The sequence below is a fragment of the Brevundimonas sp. TSRC1-1 genome (assembly GCF_049898245.1).
Lineage (GTDB): Bacteria > Pseudomonadota > Alphaproteobacteria > Caulobacterales > Caulobacteraceae > Brevundimonas > Brevundimonas mediterranea_A.
In genome coordinates, this window is sequence record NZ_JAFCXI010000002.1 from 390,791 (window position 1) to 412,795 (window position 22,005).

Here is a 22,005-nt window from a genome sequence, read left to right on the forward strand (position 1 = left end):
AGCCGCTTACGCCGTCAGGCGCTTGCGGCCCTTGGCGCGACGGCGCGCAACAATCTTCTGGCCGTTCTTGGTGGCCATCCGGCTGCGGAAGCCGTGACGGCGCTTGCGCACGAGTCGCGACGGCTGATAGGTCCGCTTCACGGTCGGCTCCTGACGTTAAAAGGTTGGGCGACGGGGCAAGAGGCGTCCGTCGCAGGAAGGGCGGGCGTATAAGTCGCATGACCGCGCGAGTCAACGCTCGGTCGGCAATTCGGGAATGACGAGCGTATGGCGAAACGAACGGCGAAGGACTGGGCCCTGCGGTTGGCGCCGCTGGCGGTCATCGCCGGCCTGGTGGTCGTTTTCTTCGCCCTGGGCTGGAACCGCTATCTGTCGATGGATCTGATCCGCGAGCACGGGCTGAACCTTCGGGCCTATGCCCAGGCCCATTGGTGGATCGCCCTGGCCGCCTTCGTCGCCGTCTACGCCGTGGCCACCGCCTCGACCATTCCCGGCCCGGTCTTCCTGACCCTGCTGGGCGGGATGATGTTCGGCCCCTATGTGGGCGCCCTGGCCCAGGCGAGCGGGGCCACCATAGGCTCGGTCGTCATCTATTCCGTCTATCGCACCTCGATCGGCACCTGGCTGCGCGCCAAGTTCGAGGCCGACGCCGGCTTCATGGATCGGGTGGCCAAGGGCATCGACCGCAACGCCTTCACCACCCTGTTCACCCTGCGCGTGATCCCCAGCGTGCCCTTCGTCCTGGTCAACGCCACGGCGGGCATGATGGCCGTGCCGCTGCGGCCCTATGTGATCGCCACCTTCATCGGCCTGCTGCCGTCGACCTTCATCTACACCTGGATCGGATCGCAACTGGGCGGCCTGCTGCGGGCCGGGGTGCGCCCGGACCTGCCGATGCTGCTTCACCAGTTCTTCTGGCCGCTGATGGGGGTGGCCTTCCTGTCCCTGCTGTTGCCCATCAGCATCAAACTGATCCAGATGGTCCGCGCCCGACGTGCGGAGACCGCCCCGACATGAGCCCCCTGTTCGACAAGGCGGCGGCGGTGCTGAAACTGTCGCCCGAGGCGGTGGAGACCTGGCGCGAGCGTTTGCGGCCCCGGGCCCCCGACGGCCTGTCGGCGCGGCTGCTGCTGCTGACCGTGGCCTTCACCCTGGCGGTCGAGGCCCTGATCATGGGGCCCAACCTGGCCGCCTTCCACGAACGCTGGCTGCGTGACCGGCTGCAGGCGGCCGAACTGGCCTCGGTCGGGGTCGAGGCCCTGCCCTATAGCGCGGTCGAGGACGACACGGCGGCCGAGCTGATGCGGATCGGCGGCGTCCAGGCCGTGGCCCTGACGGAACAGGGGGTGCGGCGGCTGCTGCTCCAGGCCCCCAATCTGCCGCGGGCCCCCGAACTGATCGACCTGCGCCAGCAGAACAGCTGGGCGCGGCTGACCGACCCCTGGCGCACCCTGTTCGGCCATCCGGACCGGTCGCTGCGGGTCCAGGCCAAGCCGCGCTATCGCTCGGGCGACTTCATCGAGATCGTCACCCCGGCCCAGCCGTTGAAGCTGGAACTGAAATCCTTCCTGCTGAACAGTCTTCTTGTGTCGCTGCTGGTGTCGGTGACGGCGGGCGCCCTGCTGTATGGCGGCCTGGCCCTGCTGGTGCTGCGCCCCCTGCGGCGCGTCACCCGGTCGATGGAGCGGTTCGCCGCCGATCCCGAAAGCGAGGCCGAGCCCCCCTCCGACCGGCATGACGAGATCGGCCGGGTCGAGCGCGAACTGTCGCGGATGCAGGAGGAGGTGCGTCAGTCCCTGCGCTCGCGCGCCCGTCTGGTCGCCCTGGGCGAGGCGGTGGCCAAGATCAACCACGACCTGCGCAACATGCTGACCTCGGCCCAGATGGCCTCGGAGCGGCTGGCCACCTCGGCCGACCCCCAGGTGGCCAAGGCCCTGCCCCGGCTGGAGCGGGCGCTGAGCCGCGCCGCCGGTTTGTCGCGCAATGTGCTGGAGTATGGCCGCAGCGAGGAGCCGGCGCCCCAGAAGACCCGCGTGGTCCTGACCAAGGCCCTGACTGTGGCGGCCGAGGACGCGGGGCTGGAGCCGGACGGCGTGCGGCTGGTCAAGCAACTGCCCGCCCGGTTCGCGGTCGAGGCCGACCCGGACCAGCTCTATCGCATACTGGTCAATCTGATGCGCAACGCCCGCCAGGCCATCGAGGCCGACGGGGGACGTCCGCCGGAGCGGCGCGGCCGGGGGGCCGTCACCGTCAGCGCCTTCGGCGAGGACGGGGTCTGCGTGGTTCGCATCGCCGATGACGGGCCGGGTATTCCGCCGCGTCTGGCCGAGCGCCTGTTCGAACCCTTCGTCAGTTCCAAGAGTTCGGACGGATCGGGCCTGGGCCTGACCATATCGCGCGAACTGGCGGCCCTGCACGGCGGCGACCTGAGGCTGGTCCCCGGCGAAGGCGCCAATGAGGGAAGCGGGGCGGTGTTCGAGCTGCGCCTGCCGGCCTAGAGCTTCAGATCCGGCGCCTATTCCAGACCGTCGTCCGAGACGATGAAGGCGCGGTTCGCCGCCTTGGCCTGGGCCGCCAGTTCATCCTGCACCAGATGCCAGCGCCGCAGCCGCTCATAGTCGATGGCGTGCTCGGGCGAGGCGTCCAGCCAGTGGCGGAAATCCTCGATCTGCAGCCGCGCGTTCGGCGCGGCCGGATCGGGCAGGGCGGGTACGTTCGGCAGTTGACGCGCGACGTCGGCGGGGATCGGATAGTCTCCGGACGAGGTGCTTAGGATCATGAGGTCTGCTCGGTGTCGGGCTGGGCGATCGGAACGACCGCGACCATGACGTGAAGCGGCGCCGCGCGCCACCTTTTCGTCACGACTGCGTTATTGCGGATCGACGCCGTTACGGCGAAGGTCGGGCGACGAGCCTTGAGCGAAGGATAGCTGCATGACCATCCGAATATCCCTGTTCGGCGCCCTGCTGGCGACGATCGCCCTGACCGGCGCGACTCAGGCCCGGACGGCGCCGCAGACGACCCCGGATCCCTATAGCGCGCCGGACCCCTATCGCGATCAGCGCGCCCTGCCCGACCCCCATGACCCCGCCGCGCGCGAGGCGCTGCTGCGGGCGAAGGGCGAAGCCTACCACCGGGCTGAGGATTCCCGACAGACCGAGGAAGAATTGCGTCTCACCCGAGCGCTGAACGACGAGATCGCCGCCCAGAACGCCCTGGCCGACAAGGCGGACGAGGCCGCCCGGCTGGACTATGACGCCGCCGTGGCCCGTCATCAGATCGAGGTGCGTCAAGCCGAGGAACAGGCGCGAGCCGCCGCCGAGGCGACCCGCGCGGCCCAGGACCAGTACGACCGCGACTATGCGGCCTGGCGCGAACAGGTGCGGCTGTGCCAGTCGGGCTTCCGCGAGGCCTGCACGGCCCGACCCGCCTGGGTCAGGCCGCAGCCGTAGCCAACAGGGCTCAGCCCGCGACCAGGCTCATGTCGCGGCGGGCCATCATCCGGTCGAACTCGGTCCAGACGCCGTCCGAACCGTGCCAATTGCCCTGCGTCGCGGCCTTCGAATATTCGGTGGCGCGCGCCTCGAAGAAGTTGGCGTGTTCGACGCCCGACAGCAGGGACTGCAGCCAGGGCAGCGGGTTTTCCTTGACCCCATAGACTTCCGGCAGCTTCAACTGGCGCAGGCGCCAGTCGGCGATGAAGCGGATATACTGCTTGATGTCCTCGGGCGTCATGCCCTGGACCGAGCCCATTTCGAAGGCCAGGTCGATGAACCTGTCCTCCATGTTCACCACGGTCTTGCAGCAGTCGACGATGTCGTCGGCCACGGCCTTGGTGACGGCCCCCGTCTCCTTGTTGAAGGCGTGGTACAGCTTGATGATGCCCTCGCAGTGCAGGCTCTCGTCGCGCACCGACCAGGACACGATCTGGCCCATGCCCTTCATCTTGTTCTGGCGCGGGAAGTTCATCAGCATGGCGAAGCTGGCGAACAGCTGAACCCCTTCCGAGAAGCCGCCGAACATGGCGAGCGTCCGGCAGATGTCGGCGTCTGAATCCACGCCGAACTGGCCCATATAGTCGTGCTTGTCCCGCATGGCCTCGTATTCCATGAAGGCGCCGAATTCGCTCTCGGGCATGCCGATGGTCTCGAGCAGCAGGGCGTAGGCCGCGATATGGATGGTCTCCATATTGCCGAAGGCGGCCAGCATCATCTTGATCTCGGTCGGTTTGAACACCCGACCGTAGCGTTCCATGTAGTTGTCCTGAACCTCGATGTCCGCCTGGGTGAAGAAGCGGAAGATCTGGGTCAGCAGGTTGCGTTCATTGTCGTTCAGGGTCGAGGCCCAGTCCTTGACGTCCTCGCCCAGCGGCACCTCTTCCGGCATCCAGTGGACCTGCTGCTGCTTCTTCCACATGTCGAACGCCCACGGATAGCGGAACGGCTTGTAGGCGGCGGAGGGGGTCAGAAGACCGGCGCGGTCGGCGCGGATGATCGGGGTGGTGGCGTTCATCGAACTGGACCTGAAAAGAGCGATTCCGGAGAGGGGCTCACCATGCGACTCGGCGTGCCCGGCGCCAAGTCGGAAATCACCTATTTGGTGATCACAAATTGTCCTACCCGCTACATCTTGTGGTTTGGATTGAGGAAACTGGGGACGGCCCTGGGGATGGTCCGCCGACCGTCCAATGCCGGCGAATGCAGCGGCGTGTCGTAAAAACAGTCGCGCTCACGCTCACCTCCCGTCGGCGAAGGCCGACGGGGAGGACAGGCGGGAGCGTCAGCGAACGCCAGGAGGGGGCGACTCGGGTTGTGAAGCGGACCCGGTCATCACCACCGTCGGAGTCGCAACCAGACCCTCTCCCGCTTGCGGGAGAGGTGGCCCGGCGTCTGCGCAGCGGACCAGGGTCGGAGAGGGGAGTCCTGTTTGAACAGGAAGACTTACCCCATCGTCAGCCGTTTCGCTTCGCTCGACGAGCTGACACTTCCCCCGCAAGCGGGGGAAGGTCCGTTGAGAGGCGACGCCGGCCCATACCGTTCGTCATCCGGCCTGTAGATTTTCTGCGCTCTACTCACAGGAAACATGGCCCCTCCCGCGCATTGACCCGCCGCATCTTCGCCCTGATATGGCCATGACCGCGAGGCGCTCCCCCTGACCGCGCGGTCGGAGACGACGATGTCCAAAGTCCTGACACAGGCCGGCCCTTATCGGCGCGGCGGACGATGTAGCGGCTGAAGCCGCCCGATCCGTCACATCCACCCCCCTAGGCCGGACGTCGAAGACGCCGGTTCCGCGCGCCCGTGTGCGCCAAGACACAATCATCAGGAAATCTCTCAATGCGCACCGCCTTCCGAGCCGCCTCGCCGGCGCTTCTCGCCACCGTCTCCGCCGTCGCCCTGCTGAGCGCCGCGCCCGCCTTCGCTCAAGAGGCCCCGGATGAGGCCGCGACCGTGGACGAGATCGTCGTCACCGGCACCCGCGTGGCCAATCGCTCGCGTCTCGACACCCTGGCGCCGGTCGATGTGGTCACGGCCCAGAGCCTGCAGAACCGGGGCACGACCGAGTTCGCCACGGCCCTGGCCCAGTCGGTGCCGTCCCTGACCTTCCCGCGCCCCTCGGCCAACGACGGCAGCGACTCCATCCGCCCGGCGACCCTGCGCGGCCTGTCGCCCGACCAGACCCTGGTCCTGGTCAACGGCACGCGCCGCCACGCCTCGGCCCTGGTCAACACCAACGGCGTCGTCGGCCGCGGCTCGGCCGCCGTGGATCTGAACGCCATTCCGACCGCGGCCCTGGACCGGGTCGAGGTGCTGCGCGACGGGGCCTCGGCCCAGTACGGCTCGGACGCCATCGCCGGGGTGGTGAACCTGCGGCTGAAGGAGGCCTCCAGCGGCGGCGGCGCCAGCGTCACCTATGGCCAGTATCTGACCACGGTGAAGACTGCGCGCGGCGAGCGCGACGAGGAGGACGGCGCCACGACGACCGCCTCGGCCTGGCAGGGGTTCGCCCTGGGCGACGACGGCTTCCTGACCCTGTCGGCGGAATATCTGAACCGCGAGTCGACCAACCGCTCGGACTATGATCCCCGCGCCGCCGCAAACGGCGCCGTCACCGCCCGGTTCGGCGATCCGGACGTCGAGCAGTGGACCGTCTTCGCCAACGCCGGCAAGGGGCTGGGCAATGGTTGGGAGGCCTATGGCTGGGCCGGTTATCAGGACCGCGACAGCTCCGGCGCCGCCTTCCCGCGCCTGTCGGACAACGTCAACAACGTCACGAGCGTCTATCCGAACGGCTTCCTGCCCAAGGTGGCGGTCAATTCGCAGGACGCGTCGCTGGCCGGCGGCCTGCGCGGCGTCATCGCCGGATGGGACGCCGACGTCAGCCTGGTCTATGGCCGCAACGCGCTCGATTTCCGCACCGAGGATTCGCTGAACTCGACCTATGGGGCGGCGTCGCTGACCAGTTTCGATTCCGGCAGCCTGATCTATGACCAGCTGGTCCTGGGCGCCGACTTCAGCCGGCAGTTCGAGGCCGGCCTGGCGGGCGGGCCGCTGAACCTGGCCTGGGGTCTGGAGCAGCGCTGGGAGAATTATCAGATCGAGGCGGGCCAGCCGGAAAGCTACAACCGCGGGCCGCTGGGGTCGAACACGGCCCTGTCGGGCGGGGCCCAGGGCTTCCCCGGCTTCCAGCCGTCGAACGCAGTGGACGTCGATCGCGACAATTTCGCCGCCTATGCCGATATCGAACTGCCGATCACCGACAAGCTGACGCTCGCCGGCGCCGTGCGGTTCGAGGACTATTCCGACTTCGGCGACACCCAGACGGGCAAGCTGTCGGGCCGGTATGACTTCACGCCCAACTTCGCCCTGCGCGGCTCGGTCTCGACCGGCTTCCGCGCCCCGTCGCTGCAACAGTCCTATTTCACCTCGACCTCGTCGGTGATCCAGGACGGGGCGGTGGTGGAGACCGGCACCTTCCCGTCGGTCAGCGCGGTGGGGACGGCCCTGGGCGGCAAGCCGCTGAAGCCCGAGACCTCGACCAATTATTCGCTGGGCGCCGTGGTGCGGCTGGGGGCCTTCGACCTGACGGTGGACGCCTACAAGATCGAGATCGAGGACCAGATCGTCCTGTCCGAGCTGATCCGCGACCCCGCCCTGCTGACCCCGCTGGGGGTCCAGGCGGCGCGCTTCTTCCTGAACGGGGTCTCGACCACGACGGAAGGGGTGGACGTGGTGGGTCGCTATCGCCTGCCGACCGAGACCGTCGGCGATTTCGACTTCACCGTGGCCGCCAACTTCAACGACGTCTCGCTGGACACCGACCTGGCGCCCCGCCTGTTCGGCCGCCAGCGCATCCTGACCATCGAAGAGGGCACGCCGGACGTGAAGGTCTCGGCCGGCGCCGACTGGCGGCTGCAGAAGTGGGGCGCCAGCCTGCGGGCCACCTATTACGGCGACGTGCTGCAACCGGGGTCGGTCGCGGCCAACGACTATCGCACCGGCGAGAAGACGGTGATCGATCTGGAGGGCCGGTATCAGCTGACCGACCGGGTCGGGCTGGCGGTCGGGGCGGACAATGTCTTCGACGAATATCCGGAGGCGACCCCGGCCTCGCTGAACTCGAACGGGGTGCTGGGCTATCCCTACAACTCGCCGTTCGGCTTCAACGGGCGGTTCGTCTATGCGCGGGTCAACCTGACCTGGTAGGCGGCTTTATGCAGCTCGGACGTCGTCGATCCGGTGTTCGGCGGCGTCCATGGCCTGGTCCATGGCCGCATAGAGACGGGCCTGGGTGACGGGCTTGGCCACATGAGCGTCCATGCCGGCGGACAGGCAGCGCGCCACGTCCTCCGGCATGGCCTCGGCGGTCACGGCCAGGATGGCGGTTCCGGCCGCCGGCCCCTCCAGCGCGCGTATGGCCCGGGTGGCGGCGACGCCGTCCATCACCGGCATGCGGATGTCCATCAGCACCAGGTCGAAATCGCCCGTCCGCACGGCCTCGACCGCCTCGCGCCCGTCGCAGGCCTCGGCGGTCTCGCAGTCGACGGCCTGCAGCATGATCCGCAGCAGATCGCGGTTGGCGGGATGGTCATCGACGACCAGAACCCGCATGCGTCGCGCCTCCAGCGGCGGCGTCTCGACCGCAGGGGCGGCCGCAGCCGCCACGGCCTTGGCCGGGATTTCCACCGTGAATGTCGTCCCCCTGTGGGGCGTGCTTTCGACGGTCACGGTTCCGCCCAGCCGGTCGATGTGGTTCTTGGCCAGAGCCAGACCGACGCCGGCCCCCTCATGGGCGCGGCTGGTGGTGGCGTCCGCCTGTTCGAACAGGCTGAAGATTCCGGCGAGAACCTCCTCGGTCATGCCGCAACCGGTGTCATTGATCGCGAAACGCAGTCGGTCGCCCACCCGCTCCACCCCGATGCGCACCCCGCCCTTTCCGGTGAACTTCACGGCGTTGCTGCCCAGGTGGTGCAGAATCTGACGCAGGCGTCGCCCGTCGGTCAGGACCAGCCCCTCCGTACCGGGAGCGAAGCCTACAGCGAAGTTCAGGCCCCGGACGGCGGCCCATTCGCGCGCCGGCCCGACGGCCTCGTCGATCAGGGTGGAAAGGTCCTCCGGCTTCAGGTCGAGCGCAGAACAGCCGTTCGACACCTCCAGCAAATCCTCGATCAGGCGCAGCATGGCCTCGCCGCACTGATGCACGGCCTCGACCTGACGTCGGCCCTCGGCGTCCAGTTCGGGATGTCGCGACAGCAGATCCGCATAGCCGGTGATCCCGGTCAGGGGCGTGCGCATCTCGTGGCTCATCATGGCCAGGAACCGGGACTTGGCCGCGTCCGCCCGTTCAGCGCGTTTCAAGGCGGCCAAGGCGGCTTCGGTGCGGACGTTCAGGCGGGCGACAAGGCGACGCCGTTCGGTGGACAGGGCGGTGATCGGCAGGGCCGTGATCACCACGGCCAGGAGAAACAGATGAAGCACGTTCATCTGCCGCATGACGGCGGGAACCCCCTCCAGAGCCGGGTCGAAGGCCAGCCGGGTCAGAATCACGGGGCCATGGCCGGTGACGGTGGCGCCGGCCCCGATGACCGAGACCAGGATCACCGCCCCCGCCGTCCACGGCGGAGACAGGCGGAAGGCCAGCAGGATCAACGGCGGGAAGATGATGAACAGAATGGGCGCCTGATTCTGACCGAAGGCCCACAGGGCTGCAACGGCCACCAGGCTCATCAGAATGACGAACTCGGAGCGCGACGCCAGGGCGTCCTTGCGGAAGCGGTGATTGCGCGCGACCAGCAACAGGGTCGGCGCGACGATCATCATCGCCAGCAGCTCCATGTCGAACAGGTGGCGCATGCGGAAGTCCAGACTTTCCAGCGGCGGCCGCCCGGCGATGACCGCGATCAGGCCCGCCAGCAGGGTGGTCACGGCGACGGCCGGAACCGCTGCCCCGACGGCGAACCGGAACAGGCGAAGCGGACGCCGCATATCGAGGGCCGCCCCGCAAAGGCGACGCGCCAGCAGGGTCGCGATCCCCACCTGCAGCAGGTTCAGGGCGACATTGGTCACCGCGAACAGGAGGATGTCGCCCCGGATGATATTGCTCGCCAGATTGATCAGGACGCAGCCGACCATGACCCCCAGGGCCTTGTCCCGGCGTAATTGCAGCACCGCCGCCAGCAGCACGGCGTTGGCGGGCCACATCACGGTGGCGTGCAGGGCCGCGATGCTCCACTGGCCCAGCAACTGACTGGCGATGAACAGCAATACGTAGAGCCAGGGCGGCGGACCTGCCTCCCGACCGGCGTCATGGCGGAAAAACCGCCAGCGCCCACGCCCCAGACTCGATCTGCTCCGACCCATATTAGCAGGCTGGGCCAAAGCCCTTAGAATTCCATTGTTTAAAATCTAGGTAGAATTGCGCACCCGGAGGATATCAACAAGTAACGGCCAAGGTTCAGGCGTTTTCAGAGATCCGCCCGCTCTTTCCCCAGTTGCAGTTTGGCGTCGGCAAGCCTTATCGTGTTCTGGGTCTGGCGCGGGACGGCTTGCCGGCGCCCTTGTCGGAACAATTGTGCGGCGACCTGCCGCCTTCGGAGCGTCCAGATCATGCGTCTACTGTCTTCCGTCGCGGCCATCGCCGTCCTGACCTTGGCTGCGCCTGTCCTGGCGTCTCCGGCCGTCGCGCAGCAGGCCGCGCCCGCCGCAGCGCCGGATGAGGAAGCCGGCAGTCCCGACGAGGCCGCCTTCGAGGCCCGCGCCGAGGCCTTCGGCAAGAGCATGGAGGCCATGTCCGCCGAGATGGAGGCCGCCGCGACCCAGGCGGACAAGGCCAGGGCCGCGACCGACCTCGCGGCCATCCAGGCGCGTTACGATTCGGAGGCCGCGTCCTTCGCCGCCGAGGTTCAGACCTTCGCCCTCGCCCAGGGCGCGCCGGCCGAACAGGTCGCTGCGGCTGTGGAGCGGATCAAGTCCGTTCCGGCCATGGTCCGCGCCGAGATCGCCGCGAAGACCGCCCCTGCGCCGCAGTAGCGCCGCGTCTTACCGCGATTTCACTTGAGGCGGGGCGGCCTTGGGCGGAGTTTGCACGGGTCACCAACGGGGAAGCTCCCATGATCCGCGCGCTCAGCCTGACGGCCGCCCTGGCCCTTCTGCCCCTCTCCTCGGCGCTCGCCCAGAATGCGGCGTCCCAGAATGCGGCGTCCCAGGCGGCGCCGGTCCGGGGCGTGGCTCACGACCCCGACTCCGCCGAAGCGCGGCTGGAAGCCGCCGCCGACGCCTTTGAGGCGCGGATGGAGGCTTTCGGCAAACGGGCCGAGGCCATTTCCGAAGACCCGAATCTGAGCGAGAGCGCCCGCGGCCAGAGCATCGCCGCCCTCTGGTCCGACTATGCGCCGGACGTCGCCGCCTTCACCGCCGAAGCCACCCGACACGCGTCCGAACTGGCCGCCGAGGCGTTGAAGGACATCGACGTCGACGCCCTGGTCGAAGACGCCCTGAACGACCCCGAGGTCAAACGCGCGATGGAAGAGGGGATGCAACAGGGCGTCGCCGCCGGAACCGGCATCGCCCGCAACAGCGCCTGGACCAATCCCGATCCCGAACAGATGGTGACCTATGGTCTGATCGCCCAGTACGCGATGGACCAGGCGGCGGACACCGTGGTCGCGGAGGAAGAGGCGGAGGATGTGGCGCCCATCGCGCCGCCTGAACCGCCGCAAGCCCCCCAGCCGCCGGCGACCTGACCCGGTTTCGCGGTCCGCGTCTGATGAAGGCGTCGCCCGGCCTTGACCGCCGCCGCCATTACAGCGACATCGCGCCGCATGTCCGCCCTGCCCGTCGATCCGCACCTCTATTCGACCTTCCTGGGCGTCATGGTGGTGATGGCCATCACCCCCGGCCCCGCCAATCTGTTCGCGGTCGCCACCGGGGTGGAAAAGGGCCGGGCCTCGGCCCTGGTCGGGGTGGTGGGCATGAACTGCGCCACCCTGGTCTGGTTCGCCGCCGCCGCCCTGGGCCTGGGCGCCCTGGTCAAGGCCTTCCCCGACGCCTTCCACCTGATCGCCATAGGGGGCGCCCTCTATGTCGCCTGGCTGGGCGTCAAGGCCCTGCGCGGCGCCATGCAGAACACCGCCCCGACCGATCCCCAGCAGCCCGATCACGCCGTCGCGGTCCGCAAGGGCCGCAGCGCCTTCATCGACGGGTTCGCGGTCCAGATCGCCAATCCCAAGGCCATCCTGTTCTTCACCGCCGTCCTGCCGCCGTTTCTGGACGTCGAACGGCCTGTCGCGCCGCAGCTGGCCCTGTTCGCCCTGGCCGTCATCGGCATGGATATGATGTCGATGAGCGCCTACGCCCTGTCGGGCGCCGCCTTGTCGCAACGGATGCAGCAACCCCGGTTCCGGCGCGGTTTCGGCCTGTTCGTCGGCGTCCTTTTGCTGACGGCGGCCGTACTGATCGTATTGCGGCTCTAGACGCAGCCCGGCTTCGTCCTAGATTGGTGGGGAACATGGCCGTTCATGCGCCGTTCAGCCGCCAGCGCGCCCGAATGGGTGATCAAGGAGTCGATTCATGAAAGCCCTATCCAGAAAGACGCCGGCGCTCAGAGCCCTGGCGATGACGGCTGTCGCGGGACTGGCCCTGGCCGCCTGCGCCACCGCCACCCCCTATCAACCCGCCGGCTTCAACGGCGAACGCGGCGGCTATGCCGAACAGCGGGTCGAGAACAACCGCTATCGCGTCAGCTTCGCCGGAAACTCGGTGACCTCGCGCGAACAGGTCGAGATGTCCCTGCTGCTCCGTTCGGCCGAACTGACGGTCGAGAGCGGCTATGACTGGTTCGCCACCGTGAACCGCGCCACCGACCGCGACACCCGCTACGTCACCACGCCGGACCCCTTCTACAGCCGCTACAACAGCTTCTACGGCCCCTACTGGGGTCCGTCCTGGCGCTATTACCGCGGCGGTTTCTGGAGCCCCTGGGACAGCTGGAGCAACGACTTCGACACGCGTCAGATCGACCGCTACGAAGCCAACGCCGAGATCATCATGGGCCGCGGACCCAAGCCCGCCGGCGACCCCAACGCCTTCGACGCCCGCGAAGTGATCCAGAACCTGTCCTCGCGCGTCACCCGGCCGCCGGTGCGCTGAGGCGCAGACGAGCGCAAAAAGGAAAGGCCCGGAACTGCGGTTCCGGGCCTTTGTCGTTTCAGGGCGCGCCCGACTATTTCATGGCCGCCAGGGCGTGGCCGGCGATCAGGGCGTCGGCCAGGCCGTGCGGATTGCGGACATTGTAGTTCTCGGTCGTCACCACCACGACGGCGTCGAGGTCAGGCACGATCACCACCTTGTTGCCGCCGGTCCCCGCCATCGCCCAGGCCGGATGCGGCCTTCCCCCGACCTGATAGGTCGGCAGCCAGACCAGATAGCCATAGTCGCCCCGTTCGGGATCGACGGTGGAATGCGGGGCGGTCATGGCCTTCGCAAAGGCCTCCGGCAGGACTTGGCGCCCGTCCCAACGGCCCTGGTTCAGCAACAGCTGGCCCAGGGTCAGCAGGTCGCGGCTGCGCAGGCCCAGGCCGCCGCCGCCCTGGGCCAGACCCGTGGGCGAGGTCTGCCACTGCTCGCCCTCGATCCCCAGCGGGCCGAACAGGGCGTCGCGCGCAAAGGCCTGAAGCGGTTCGCCCGTCGCCGCCTGGACCACGGCGCCCAGGGTGGTCACGCCGGCGGTGCAATAGCTGAAGGCCCGGCCATAGGGCTGGTCCGCCGGTTTCGGAATCCAGGCGGGAAAGCCCCGGATCGGCAGGTCCAGGGCGAACTTGACCCAATCCTCGATCAGATACATCCGCTCCTCGTTGCCGCGCGAGAAGGAATTGTCGTCGTCGCATTCCAGCAGCGAGCTCATGGTCAGCAGGTCCTCGACCGTGATCGCGGCCTTGCGCGGGTCGGGATTGTCGAACGGCCCATGGTCGGCGACGAAGGGCAGGATCGGGGCGTCGACGCTGGCGATGTCGCCTCGGGCGACGGCGGCGCCGACCAGCATGGCGGTGACGGTCTTGGTCACGGAGCGGGTGTTGCGTCGGCTCTCACGGCCCGCGTCATCGAAATAGACCTCGTGCACCAGCCGGCCGTGGCGGGCGATCAGGACGCTGGTGATCTTCTGGAAGGTCCCGGCGCGGACGGCGGCGTCCATGGCCGCCAGCCCCTCGGCCGAGACCCCCTGGCTTTCAGGCGCGGCGACGGGCCAGGCCGGATCGGCCGCGACGGGGGACGAGACGAGAGCGAGCCCGAGGGCCGCGACAAGCAGAGAACGCATGACAATCCTTGAGAGAGGCGAGACCCGAGGTGTGGCAGGATGCGCGCGCCGGGTCTTGAACAGGTGAAACCGGCTCAGGCGAACAGGGCGCGATAGCGGCCGGGCGTCAGGCCGTAGATATGCCCGAACTCGCGGGTCAGATGGCTCTGGTCGGCATAGCCCCCCAGCGCGGCCAGTTCGGCCAGGTCCACGCCCCGCGCCAGTCGTCCGGCGGCGCGATCGGCCCGCGCCTGGCGAATGGCGGCCGCCGGCGAGCGGCCGAAATGGCGACGATAGCGACGCGCCAGCGAGACGGCGTGGACCCCGACGATGCGGGCCACGGTCGCCACCTCCAGCCCCGGCTGATCGGCCAGGTCGTGCAGAACCTCATGGGCCCGCAGCAGCCACTCCGGCGCCGGATCCTCGTTCAGGTCGCCGGGGGTCAGCACCGTCGCCGCCAGATCCAGGGTCAGCCCCTCCATCACGACCGCGTCTCCGGCCGCGAACCGGCCGGCCACCCCGATCAGACGTCGCGCCGCGCCTTCGGCCAGGGCGCCGCGCAACCGCATGGGGTCGCCGCGCCCGGCGCTTTTCGGGGGATCGAAACTGATGGACAGGAAGCGGCCGCCGGCCTCGGTGAAACAGTCGCGATGTTCGACGCCCGGCGGATTCCACACCAGGGCGCCGGGGCCGAAGGCGGCGCCCCTGGGCGTCAGGGGGTCATGCGCCAGGCTGCAATAGCCGTCGTCGAGCGCCAGGATGAAATGGGCGTCGTCATGGGCGTGAAACACGACGCTCTCGGGCGGACGGTCGGCGATCCACAGGCCGACGCGAAATCCCCCGGCCTCGACCGTCCGCGAGGCGGCGCCGAAGAAGTCGCCCGACGACAGATGTGGTCTGGCCATGAACCGATCCCCGCGCGGCCTCTCCCGCCACGCTTGGCATCATGCGCGGGACTGACGCAAAGAAAAAGGCCCGGAACCTGGGTTCCGGGCCTGTCTCTGTCGGTGCTGACGACCCCGGACTAGTCCAGGGTGCGCTTGATCTCTTCGACCGTGAAGCACTCGATGTAGTCGCCTTCCTTGATGTCCTGGAAGCCCTGGAACTGCATGCCGCATTCCTGGCCGGCCGTGACTTCGTTGACCTCGTCCTTGAAGCGTTTGAGCGTGTTGAGCACGCCCAGCTCCAGAACCACCACATCGTCGCGGATGATGCGGACGCGGGCGCCCTTGCGGACCACGCCTTCCGACACCCGGCAACCGGCGATCTTGCCGATCTTGGAGATGTCGAACACCTGCAGCACGGCGGCGTTGCCCAGGAAGGTTTCCCGTTGCAGCGGCGCCAGCATGCCGGACAGCACGCCTTTGATATCGTCCAGCAGGTCGTAGATGATCGAATAGTAGCGGATCTCGACGCCCTCGCGCTCGGCCAGATCACGCGCCTGTTTCGACGCACGGACGTTGAAGCCGAGGATCGGCGCGCCGGCCGACTTGGCCAGGTTGACGTCGCTCTCGGTGATGCCGCCGGCGCCGGAATAGACGGTGCGGGCGCGCACCTCGTCGGTGCTCATCTTGTCCAGCGAGCTGACGATGGCTTCGGCCGAACCCTGCACGTCCGCCTTGATGACGACCGGCAGTTCCGAGACCTTCTTGGACTGCAGGCGGGACATCATGTCGACCAGCGACACGGAACCGCCCGAGACCTGGGCCTTTTCGCGCTTCACCCGCTGGCGGTATTCGGTCAGCTCGCGGGCGCGGGCTTCGGATTCCACCACGGCGAAGACGTCGCCCGGAGACGGGGCCTCGTCCAGGCCGAGGATCTCGACCGGGACGGACGGACCGGCTTCGGTCAGCTGCTCGTTGCGTTCGTTCAGCAGGGCGCGAACCTTGCCCCACGATCCGCCGGCCACGACGATGTCGCCGCGCTTCAGCGTGCCGCGCTTGACCAGGACGGTGCCGACGGGGCCGCGGCCCTTGTCCAGCTTGGCCTCGATGACCACGCCCTCGGCCGAGCGATCGGCGTTGGCGCGCAGGTCCATGACCTCGGCCTGGACCAGGATGGCTTCCAGCAGGCCGTCGAGGTTCATCCGCTCCTTGGCCGAGACCTCGATGATCTGGGTGTCGCCGCCCAGGTTTTCGGCGATGACTTCGTGCTGCAGCAGTTCGTTGACGACCTTCTGAGACGTCGCCCCCGGCTTATCCATCTTGTTGACCGCGACGATCAGCGGGGCGCCGGCCGCCTTGGCGTGCTGGATGGCCTCGATGGTCTGCGGCATGACGCCGTCGTCGGCGGCCACGACCAGCACCACGATGTCGGTCACATTGGCGCCGCGCGCCCGCATGGCCGAGAAGGCGGCGTGGCCCGGGGTGTCCAGGAAGGTGACCTTCTGGCCGTCGTCCAGGCGCACCTGATAGGCGCCGATATGCTGGGTGATGCCGCCGGCTTCGCCGCCCGCGACGTCGGTGGTGCGCAGGGCGTCCAGCAGCGAGGTCTTGCCGTGGTCGACGTGGCCCATGATGGCCACGACGGGGGCGCGGACATCGGCCGCTTCCGCGTCGTCGGCGTCGCCCAGGAAGCCGAATTCGATGTCGGATTCAGAGACGCGCTTGACCGCCATGCCGAACTCTTCGGCCACCAGTTCGGCGGTGTCGGAGTCGATCACGTCGTTGATCTTCATCATCAGGCCCTGTTTCATCAGGAACTTGATGATGTCGACGCCGCGCACGGCCATCCGGTTGGACAGCTCCTGCACGGTGATGATGTCAGGGATGACCACTTCGCGCGGACGGTTCGGCGCATCGGTCGATCCGCCCTTGCGCTTTTCCTTCTCGCGTTCGCGGGCGCGGCGGACCGAGGCCAGCGAGCGCATGCGCTCGGCGGCGTCGCCGTCGCCGACCACGGACTGGATGGTCATGCGGCCTTCGCGGCGCTTCGGCTCGCCGCGGGTGCGGCTGACCGCCTTGCCGGCGTCGGAGAAACGCTTCTCGCGATCATCGTCACGGCCGACCGGACGGCCGAAGCCGGCGCCGGGGGCGCGGCTGGGGCGGGCCACTTCGGCCTGGGCCGGAGGGGCGTTGGGGGTCGGACGACCGCCAGGACCGGTGCGCGAGCCGCCGGGACGAGCGGCGCCGGGGGCGGGACGCGGGTTCAGGGCCGAATAGCGGACCGGCTCTGCCGGCTTGGCGCCTTGCGGACGACCTGCGCCGCCGGGACCCGGGCGGGCGCCCTGGGGACGGTCGGCTTGCGGACGATCGGTCTGCGGGCGATCCGTATAGGACCGTTCGCCGCCGCCCATCGCCTGTTCACGGGCCGAACGACCGCCGAAGGCGGGACGCTCGGGGGCCGCGCGCTGCGGATTGCCGGGCTTGGGCACGCGCTGGCCGAAGTTGACCACCGGACGGGCCGGAGCCGCCGGACGGGCCGGAGCGGCGGGCGCCGGGGTCGCGGCAGCCGTCGGCGCAGGCGTCGTGGCAGGCGTCGGGGCGACCGGAGCCGGCGTCGGGGCTGCGGCGACGGGCGCAGCGGGTTTGGGCGCGGGCTTGGCCGGCTGAGGCGCGGCGGCCGTCAGCTTGGCGGCCTGGGCGCGGGCGGCTTCGGCGGCGGCCTGAGCGGCGGCGGCCTCGTCGCGCGCCGCCTGGGCGGCGCGTTCCGTGGCGGCGGCGCGTTCGCGTTCGGCGGCTTCACGCGCGGCCTTCTCGGCGACGGCGGCGCGTTCACGCTCGGCGTTGGCCTGGGTCGCGACGGCGATGGCGCGACGACGGGCTTCCTGCTCCTCAGGCGACAGGGCGCCGCCGACGGGTTGCGACGTGCGCTGACCCTGCGGGCGGTTCTGCGACGACGACTGCTGCGGACGCGCCACGTCGAAGCCCTGCGGGCGTTGCGGCCCGCCGGCGCCAGGTCGACGCTTGGTCTCGACCACCACCGTCTTGGACCGCCCGTGGCTGAAGCTCTGCTTGACGGTCCCGGTCGGGACCGATCCCACAACGCGCGGCTTCAGGCTCAGCGGGGCGCGCGGCCCCGTCTGGGACGGCGTGCCGCCCTGATTGCCCTGGCTCGCACCTTGGCCCGAACCCTGGCCTTGGTTGGTCTTGTCGTTTTCGTCGCTCATCCGGTCGCTTTACTAGGGGCGGAAAATCCCGCCGTCGTCTCAATGCACATGAACGACCGTGAGCCCGTCTCCGCCCTTGGAGACAGGCCCTCGGCCGCCAAAATCCTCAGCTCGCCCCACCTTTATCAAGGTCAGTCGGGGTTGCTCCCGCCGATCCGTCCCCGTCCCTGGGAATATCCCAGTGAGCGGGGCGAAGCGGCCGAAATCCAGCCAGTCGTTCGACCTCCATGGTCCAACGCTCGGCCCTTCCGCCCGCAAGCAGGACGGCGTGTATCGCATTTTCCAGCCCAAGGGCCAAACTCAAATCGTCCACAGTGAACGCGCCGCAGACTTTCGCGGTCTGATGGCGGGCCAGGGCGAGGATTTTGCCACGCCCGTCGGCCGAGCCGTCGGCGGCCTCGATCACCCAGGCGACCTTGCCGGCCCGCAGATTGGCGGCGGACTTTTCGAAGCCAGAGATAAGCACGCCTTCGCGCCGGGCAAGACCCAGCTGATCGAGACAGCGCCGGAACAGCAGCCGTTCGACGATATCGGCCAGGTCGGCCGGGGCGGTCAGCTTCATCTTGGCGGCGCGGGTGAAGCCGTTCTTCTTGACCGCCGTCTCGATCGACGTGCGGCTGGCTTCGACCCACAGGCCGCGGCCGGGCAGTTTCCTGCCCAGGTCGGGAACCACCTGGCCATCGGGCCCGGCGACGAAACGGATCAGGCGAGATTCGTCCATGACCTCGTGAGAGACGAGGTCCCGGCGTTCCCGATCAATCGTTGCGTCGCGCAAGCTCATATGTGGCCAGGTCTCCCATCACGCGTTCGACGGTTCGGAAGAGTCCTCGGCGAGGACCTCCGCATCGTCGGCAGTTGCGTCTGAACCGTCGGCGTCGGCTTCGGTTTCAGCCGGCGCGTCGCCGAACACCTGATCCGGGTCGTATTCGCCGTCGGCGAATTCTTCCTCTTCCTCTTCCGGCGCGGGCTGCGGCAGTTCCGAGGCGTCGATCCAGCCGGCGGCCACACGGGCCTGGAGGATCAGCATTTCGGCGTCTTCCTGGGCCAGGTTGAAGCTTTCCAGCACGCCCGGGACCTTGACCCGTTCGCCGTTCTTCACTTCGTAGCCGCCGCGGATCTCGTCGGTGGCCAGGTCTGCCAGGTCCTCGACGGTCTTGACCCCGCCTTCGCCCAGGGCGACGGCCATGGCCAGGGTCACGCCCGGCACCTGCAGCACGCCGTCCTCGACGCCCAGTTCGACGCGCTTGGCGTCCAGCTCGGCGGCCTTGCGGTCCAGGAAGTCGCGGGCGCGGGCCTGCAGCTCCTCGGCGGTCTCCTCGTCGAAGCCTTCGATCTCCGAGACTTCATACGGATCGACATAGGCCAGGTCTTCGATCGTGGCGAAGCCTTCGGTGACCAGCAGCTGGGCGATGACCTCGTCCACATCCAGGGCTTCCTGGAACAGGCCGGTGCGCTCGCTGAACTCGCGCTGGCGACGCTCGGAATCCTGGGACTCGGTGATGATGTCGATCTGCCAGCCGGTCAGCTGGCTGGCCAGGCGCACGTTCTGGCCGCGACGGCCGATGGCCAGCGACAGCTGTTCGTCGGGCACCACGACTTCCACGCGGCCGGCTTCTTCGTCGAGCACGACCTTGGAGACTTCGGCCGGGGCCAGGGCGTTGACGATGAAGGTGGGCTCGTCCGGGTTCCACTGGATGATGTCGATCTTCTCGCCCTGCAGTTCGGCGACGACCGCCTGAACGCGCGAGCCGCGCATGCCGACGCAGGCGCCGACCGGGTCGATCGAGCTGTCGTTCGACAGGACGGCCATCTTGGCGCGCGAGCCCGAGTCACGGGCCGCGGCGCGGATCTCGATCACGCCGTCATAGACTTCCGGCACTTCCTGAGCGAACAGCTTGGCCATGAACCCCGGATGGGCGCGCGACAGCATGACCTGCGGGCCCTTGGCCTCGGGCCGGACGTCGTAGATGTAGGTGCGGATCCGGTCGCCGATGTTGAACACTTCGCGCGGGATGGACTGGTCGCGGCGCATGACGCCCTCGCCCCGGCCCAGGTCGACGATGGTGTTGCCGTATTCGACGCGCTTGACCGTGCCGTTGACGATCTCGCCGACGCGATCCTTGAACTCTTCATACTGGTTGGCGCGCTCGGCCTCGCGGACCTTTCCGGTCACGACCTGGCGGGCCATCTGGGTCTGGACGCGGCCGAACTCGAACGGCGGCAGGGTCTCGACATATTCCTTGCCGACCACGGCTTCCGGGTCGCGCTTCAGGGCGTCCTTCAGGCGCACCATGGCGCTGTCGTTGAACTCTTCCAGCTCGTCTTCCGGCTGCCAGTCGTCCTCGACGATGGTGACGTGACGGGTCAGGGCCAGTTCGCCGGTCTTGTGGTCGATCTTGGCGCGGATGTCGTGGTGGGCGCCGTAACGCGACTTGGCGCCCTTCTGGATCGCTTCTTCAATCGCCTCGATGACGACTTCGCGTTCGATGTTCTTTTCGCGGGCCACGGCCTCGGCGATCTGCAGCAGTTCGAGGCGGTTGGCGGAAATACCGGTGACGGCCATCAGGCGTTGTCCTCAGAAGGGGTCGTGGTGTCGGTTGTGTCTTCGGCGGCTTCCCCTTCGGGCAGGCCGTCGTCTTCAGGTTCGCCGCGCGCGGCGCGGATGGCGGCGCCCCGTTTCATCAGGGCGTCGGTCAGGACCAGTTTCGCATCGCTCAACCAGTCGAAGGGGATCAGGGCGGTCTCTTCCTCGCCGTCCAGGTCGATCAGGACATTGCCGTCCTCATAGCCGGCCAGCACGCCCTTGAAGCGCTTCCTGCCCTCGATCATCCGGTCCGTCTCCAGCCGCGCCTCCTCGCCCTCGAACAGGTCGAAGTCGAGCGGACGGGTCAGGGGCCGGTCGATGCCGGGCGACGAGACCTCCAGCATATATTCGCCGGCGATGGGGTCGGCGGCGTCGAACACCTCCGACACGGCGCGGCTCAGCTTGGCGCATTGTTCGACCGAGATGTCGTGGTCGGACGGGCGCTCGGCCATGATCTGCAGACGCTGGCGCTTGGAGCCGGTCATCAGGCGGACGCGCACGATCTCGAGACCGAGCGACTCCGCAATGGGGTCGATCAGCTCGAGCAGTTGGCGGTCCTGGGCGGTTCTTGCGCGCAAGCGGCGAATATCCAAAACAAAAGCGGCGGTCCGTCCGGGCCGCCGCTTGGAACGACGCCGTTGGACGCCGGTCTAACGATGTGGAGCGCCATATAGGCGGTTCGGCTCGATAAGGAAAGTGCCGTTTATCCCCGACGGTCTTTCCGAAGCTGCGCCAGTTGCCCGTATCCCATGGTTCTTGAACTCCATGTCTGATGAGTCGGGAGCTGTTCGTCGTCTGGAAATGGCTGATGGTTTGCGCCGTTGTAAGCGACGCTCGGCTCCTCGCGGCGGTCATCCTCAACTCTATAGTTGGGTTGATAACCAGTACCTGTGACGCCAATCCTCACCACGACGTCTTCGCCACGAGATCTTAAGCGGGACATGGACATCATAACATCGGCTATAAAGCTGTCCGGCGCCCGCAGACTGCCCCACACTGTTTCGAGCGTCGCATCGGTGGCGAGTGATTTTCCACTCATGGCTTTTCTCTCCTAGATGGCCTGTGAGCTTTCGTGAGTAGTCAAATCAAGGCCAGCCGCCCCAGATAATCCATCTTGCTCAACGGCACGCCTTCCTTGCGCAGGATGGCGTAGGCGGTCGTGACGTGGAAATGGAAGTTCGGCAGGACGAAGCTGGTCAGATAGCCCAGGCCGTCGAAATTCATCTCGCGGCTGGGCGTCTTCAGCGTCACCGGCCGGGTCTCGGCCCCGGCGAAGGCGGCGGGGTCCACGCTCTCGATGAAGGCGAGGGTGCGGGCGATCCGGTCCTTCAATTCCGCGAAACTCGTCTCCGTGTCGGCCATGGCCGGGTTGTCGACGCCGGCCAGCCGCGCCACGGCGCCCTTGGCCGAGTCTGACGCCAGCTGAACCTGGGCGGCCAGGGGGCGCATGTCCTCGTGAAGCCGGGCCTGGATCAGGGCGGCTTCGTCAAACCCCTCCGCCAAGGCCTTTCCAAAAAGCCGG

General features: G+C 68.1%; 19 protein-coding genes. 8 read left to right on the top strand and 11 right to left on the bottom strand.

All coding sequences use genetic code 11. The features are described from left to right. Positions 1–6: 6 nt before the first annotated feature. Entirely contained in the window at positions 7–141 is a 135-nt protein-coding gene (gene rpmH, locus ACP7CK_RS07905; protein WP_003164000.1) for a 50S ribosomal protein L34, read from the bottom strand. Positions 142–267: 126 nt separating this feature from the next. On the opposite strand from rpmH, the gene ACP7CK_RS07910 reads away from it, so the two are divergent. Both ACP7CK_RS07910 and ACP7CK_RS07915 read left to right on the top strand, forming a co-directional pair. After that, a complete protein-coding gene (locus ACP7CK_RS07910; protein ID WP_426025654.1) occupies positions 268–1,017 on the top strand; it encodes a TVP38/TMEM64 family protein in 750 nt (249 codons plus the stop codon). Continuing rightward, a complete protein-coding gene (locus tag ACP7CK_RS07915) occupies positions 1,014–2,498 on the top strand; it encodes a sensor histidine kinase (protein ID WP_372704849.1) in 1,485 nt (494 codons plus the stop codon). The genes ACP7CK_RS07910 and ACP7CK_RS07915 overlap by 4 nt, the downstream gene beginning before the upstream one ends. Before the next feature lie 17 nt (positions 2,499–2,515). On the opposite strand, the gene ACP7CK_RS07920 is transcribed toward ACP7CK_RS07915, so the two are convergent. Beyond that, complete coding sequence (locus ACP7CK_RS07920; RefSeq protein WP_008261527.1) at positions 2,516–2,779, bottom strand: hypothetical protein; 264 nt, start codon at positions 2,777–2,779, stop codon at positions 2,516–2,518. Between the two features lie 154 nt (positions 2,780–2,933). On the opposite strand from ACP7CK_RS07920, the gene ACP7CK_RS07925 reads away from it, so the two are divergent. Continuing rightward, complete coding sequence (locus tag ACP7CK_RS07925; protein WP_426025655.1) at positions 2,934–3,452, top strand: hypothetical protein; 519 nt, start codon at positions 2,934–2,936, stop codon at positions 3,450–3,452. Positions 3,453–3,462: 10 nt separating this feature from the next. Here ACP7CK_RS07925 and ACP7CK_RS07930 read toward each other — a convergent pair whose 3' ends face one another. After that, entirely contained in the window at positions 3,463–4,512 is a 1,050-nt protein-coding gene (locus ACP7CK_RS07930) for a ribonucleotide-diphosphate reductase subunit beta (protein ID WP_008259844.1), read from the bottom strand. An 824-nt stretch (positions 4,513–5,336) separates the two neighbouring features. On the opposite strand from ACP7CK_RS07930, the gene ACP7CK_RS07935 reads away from it, so the two are divergent. Continuing rightward, positions 5,337–7,706: a TonB-dependent receptor plug domain-containing protein gene (locus ACP7CK_RS07935; protein WP_426025656.1), complete on the top strand. Its 2,370-nt coding sequence runs from the start codon at positions 5,337–5,339 to the stop codon at positions 7,704–7,706. A gap of 6 nt (positions 7,707–7,712) precedes the next feature. Here the strand turns inward: ACP7CK_RS07935 and ACP7CK_RS07940 are convergent, their stop codons facing one another. Further along, entirely contained in the window at positions 7,713–9,764 is a 2,052-nt protein-coding gene (locus ACP7CK_RS07940) for a response regulator (RefSeq protein WP_426025657.1), read from the bottom strand. A 342-nt stretch (positions 9,765–10,106) separates the two neighbouring features. Here ACP7CK_RS07940 and ACP7CK_RS07945 point away from each other — a divergent pair, with 342 nt between their 5' ends. The 4 genes from ACP7CK_RS07945 to ACP7CK_RS07960 all read left to right on the top strand — a co-directional run bounded on the left by ACP7CK_RS07945 (position 10,107) and on the right by ACP7CK_RS07960 (position 12,647). After that, positions 10,107–10,529: a hypothetical protein gene (locus tag ACP7CK_RS07945; RefSeq protein WP_426025658.1), complete on the top strand. Its 423-nt coding sequence runs from the start codon at positions 10,107–10,109 to the stop codon at positions 10,527–10,529. A gap of 80 nt (positions 10,530–10,609) precedes the next feature. Next, a complete protein-coding gene (locus tag ACP7CK_RS07950; protein WP_426025659.1) occupies positions 10,610–11,242 on the top strand; it encodes a hypothetical protein in 633 nt (210 codons plus the stop codon). A gap of 78 nt (positions 11,243–11,320) precedes the next feature. Further along, the gene (locus ACP7CK_RS07955; protein ID WP_154725977.1) at positions 11,321–11,971 is read left to right on the top strand and encodes a LysE family translocator; all 651 of its coding nucleotides are present in this window, start codon (positions 11,321–11,323) and stop codon (positions 11,969–11,971) included. Between the two features lie 97 nt (positions 11,972–12,068). Then, a complete protein-coding gene (locus tag ACP7CK_RS07960) occupies positions 12,069–12,647 on the top strand; it encodes a CC0125/CC1285 family lipoprotein (RefSeq protein ID WP_292148819.1) in 579 nt (192 codons plus the stop codon). 73 nt (positions 12,648–12,720) lie between these two features. Here ACP7CK_RS07960 and ACP7CK_RS07965 read toward each other — a convergent pair whose 3' ends face one another. The 7 genes from ACP7CK_RS07965 to ACP7CK_RS07995 all read right to left on the bottom strand — a co-directional run bounded on the left by ACP7CK_RS07965 (position 12,721) and on the right by ACP7CK_RS07995 (position 21,986). Then, complete coding sequence (locus ACP7CK_RS07965; RefSeq protein ID WP_426025660.1) at positions 12,721–13,812, bottom strand: serine hydrolase domain-containing protein; 1,092 nt, start codon at positions 13,810–13,812, stop codon at positions 12,721–12,723. 74 nt (positions 13,813–13,886) lie between these two features. Next, positions 13,887–14,696, bottom strand: a complete 810-nt coding sequence (locus ACP7CK_RS07970) for a helix-turn-helix domain-containing protein (protein ID WP_426025661.1) — start codon at positions 14,694–14,696, stop codon at positions 13,887–13,889. 119 nt (positions 14,697–14,815) lie between these two features. Then, on the bottom strand, positions 14,816–17,899 hold the full coding sequence (gene infB / locus ACP7CK_RS07975) for a translation initiation factor IF-2 (protein WP_426025662.1): 3,084 nt from the start codon (positions 17,897–17,899) through the stop codon (positions 14,816–14,818). A gap of 106 nt (positions 17,900–18,005) precedes the next feature. After that, positions 18,006–18,680, bottom strand: coding sequence for an RNA-binding protein (locus tag ACP7CK_RS07980; RefSeq protein WP_008264043.1), 675 nt, complete (start codon positions 18,678–18,680; stop codon positions 18,006–18,008). 18 nt (positions 18,681–18,698) lie between these two features. Then, positions 18,699–20,462, bottom strand: coding sequence for a transcription termination factor NusA (gene nusA / locus ACP7CK_RS07985; RefSeq protein ID WP_292148810.1), 1,764 nt, complete (start codon positions 20,460–20,462; stop codon positions 18,699–18,701). Continuing rightward, a complete protein-coding gene (rimP, locus tag ACP7CK_RS07990) occupies positions 20,462–21,061 on the bottom strand; it encodes a ribosome maturation factor RimP (protein WP_154727033.1) in 600 nt (199 codons plus the stop codon). The genes nusA and rimP overlap by 1 nt, the downstream gene beginning before the upstream one ends. 502 nt (positions 21,062–21,563) lie before the next feature. After that, a complete protein-coding gene (locus tag ACP7CK_RS07995) occupies positions 21,564–21,986 on the bottom strand; it encodes a DUF1993 domain-containing protein (protein ID WP_426025663.1) in 423 nt (140 codons plus the stop codon). Between the last annotated feature and the right edge of the window lie 19 nt (positions 21,987–22,005).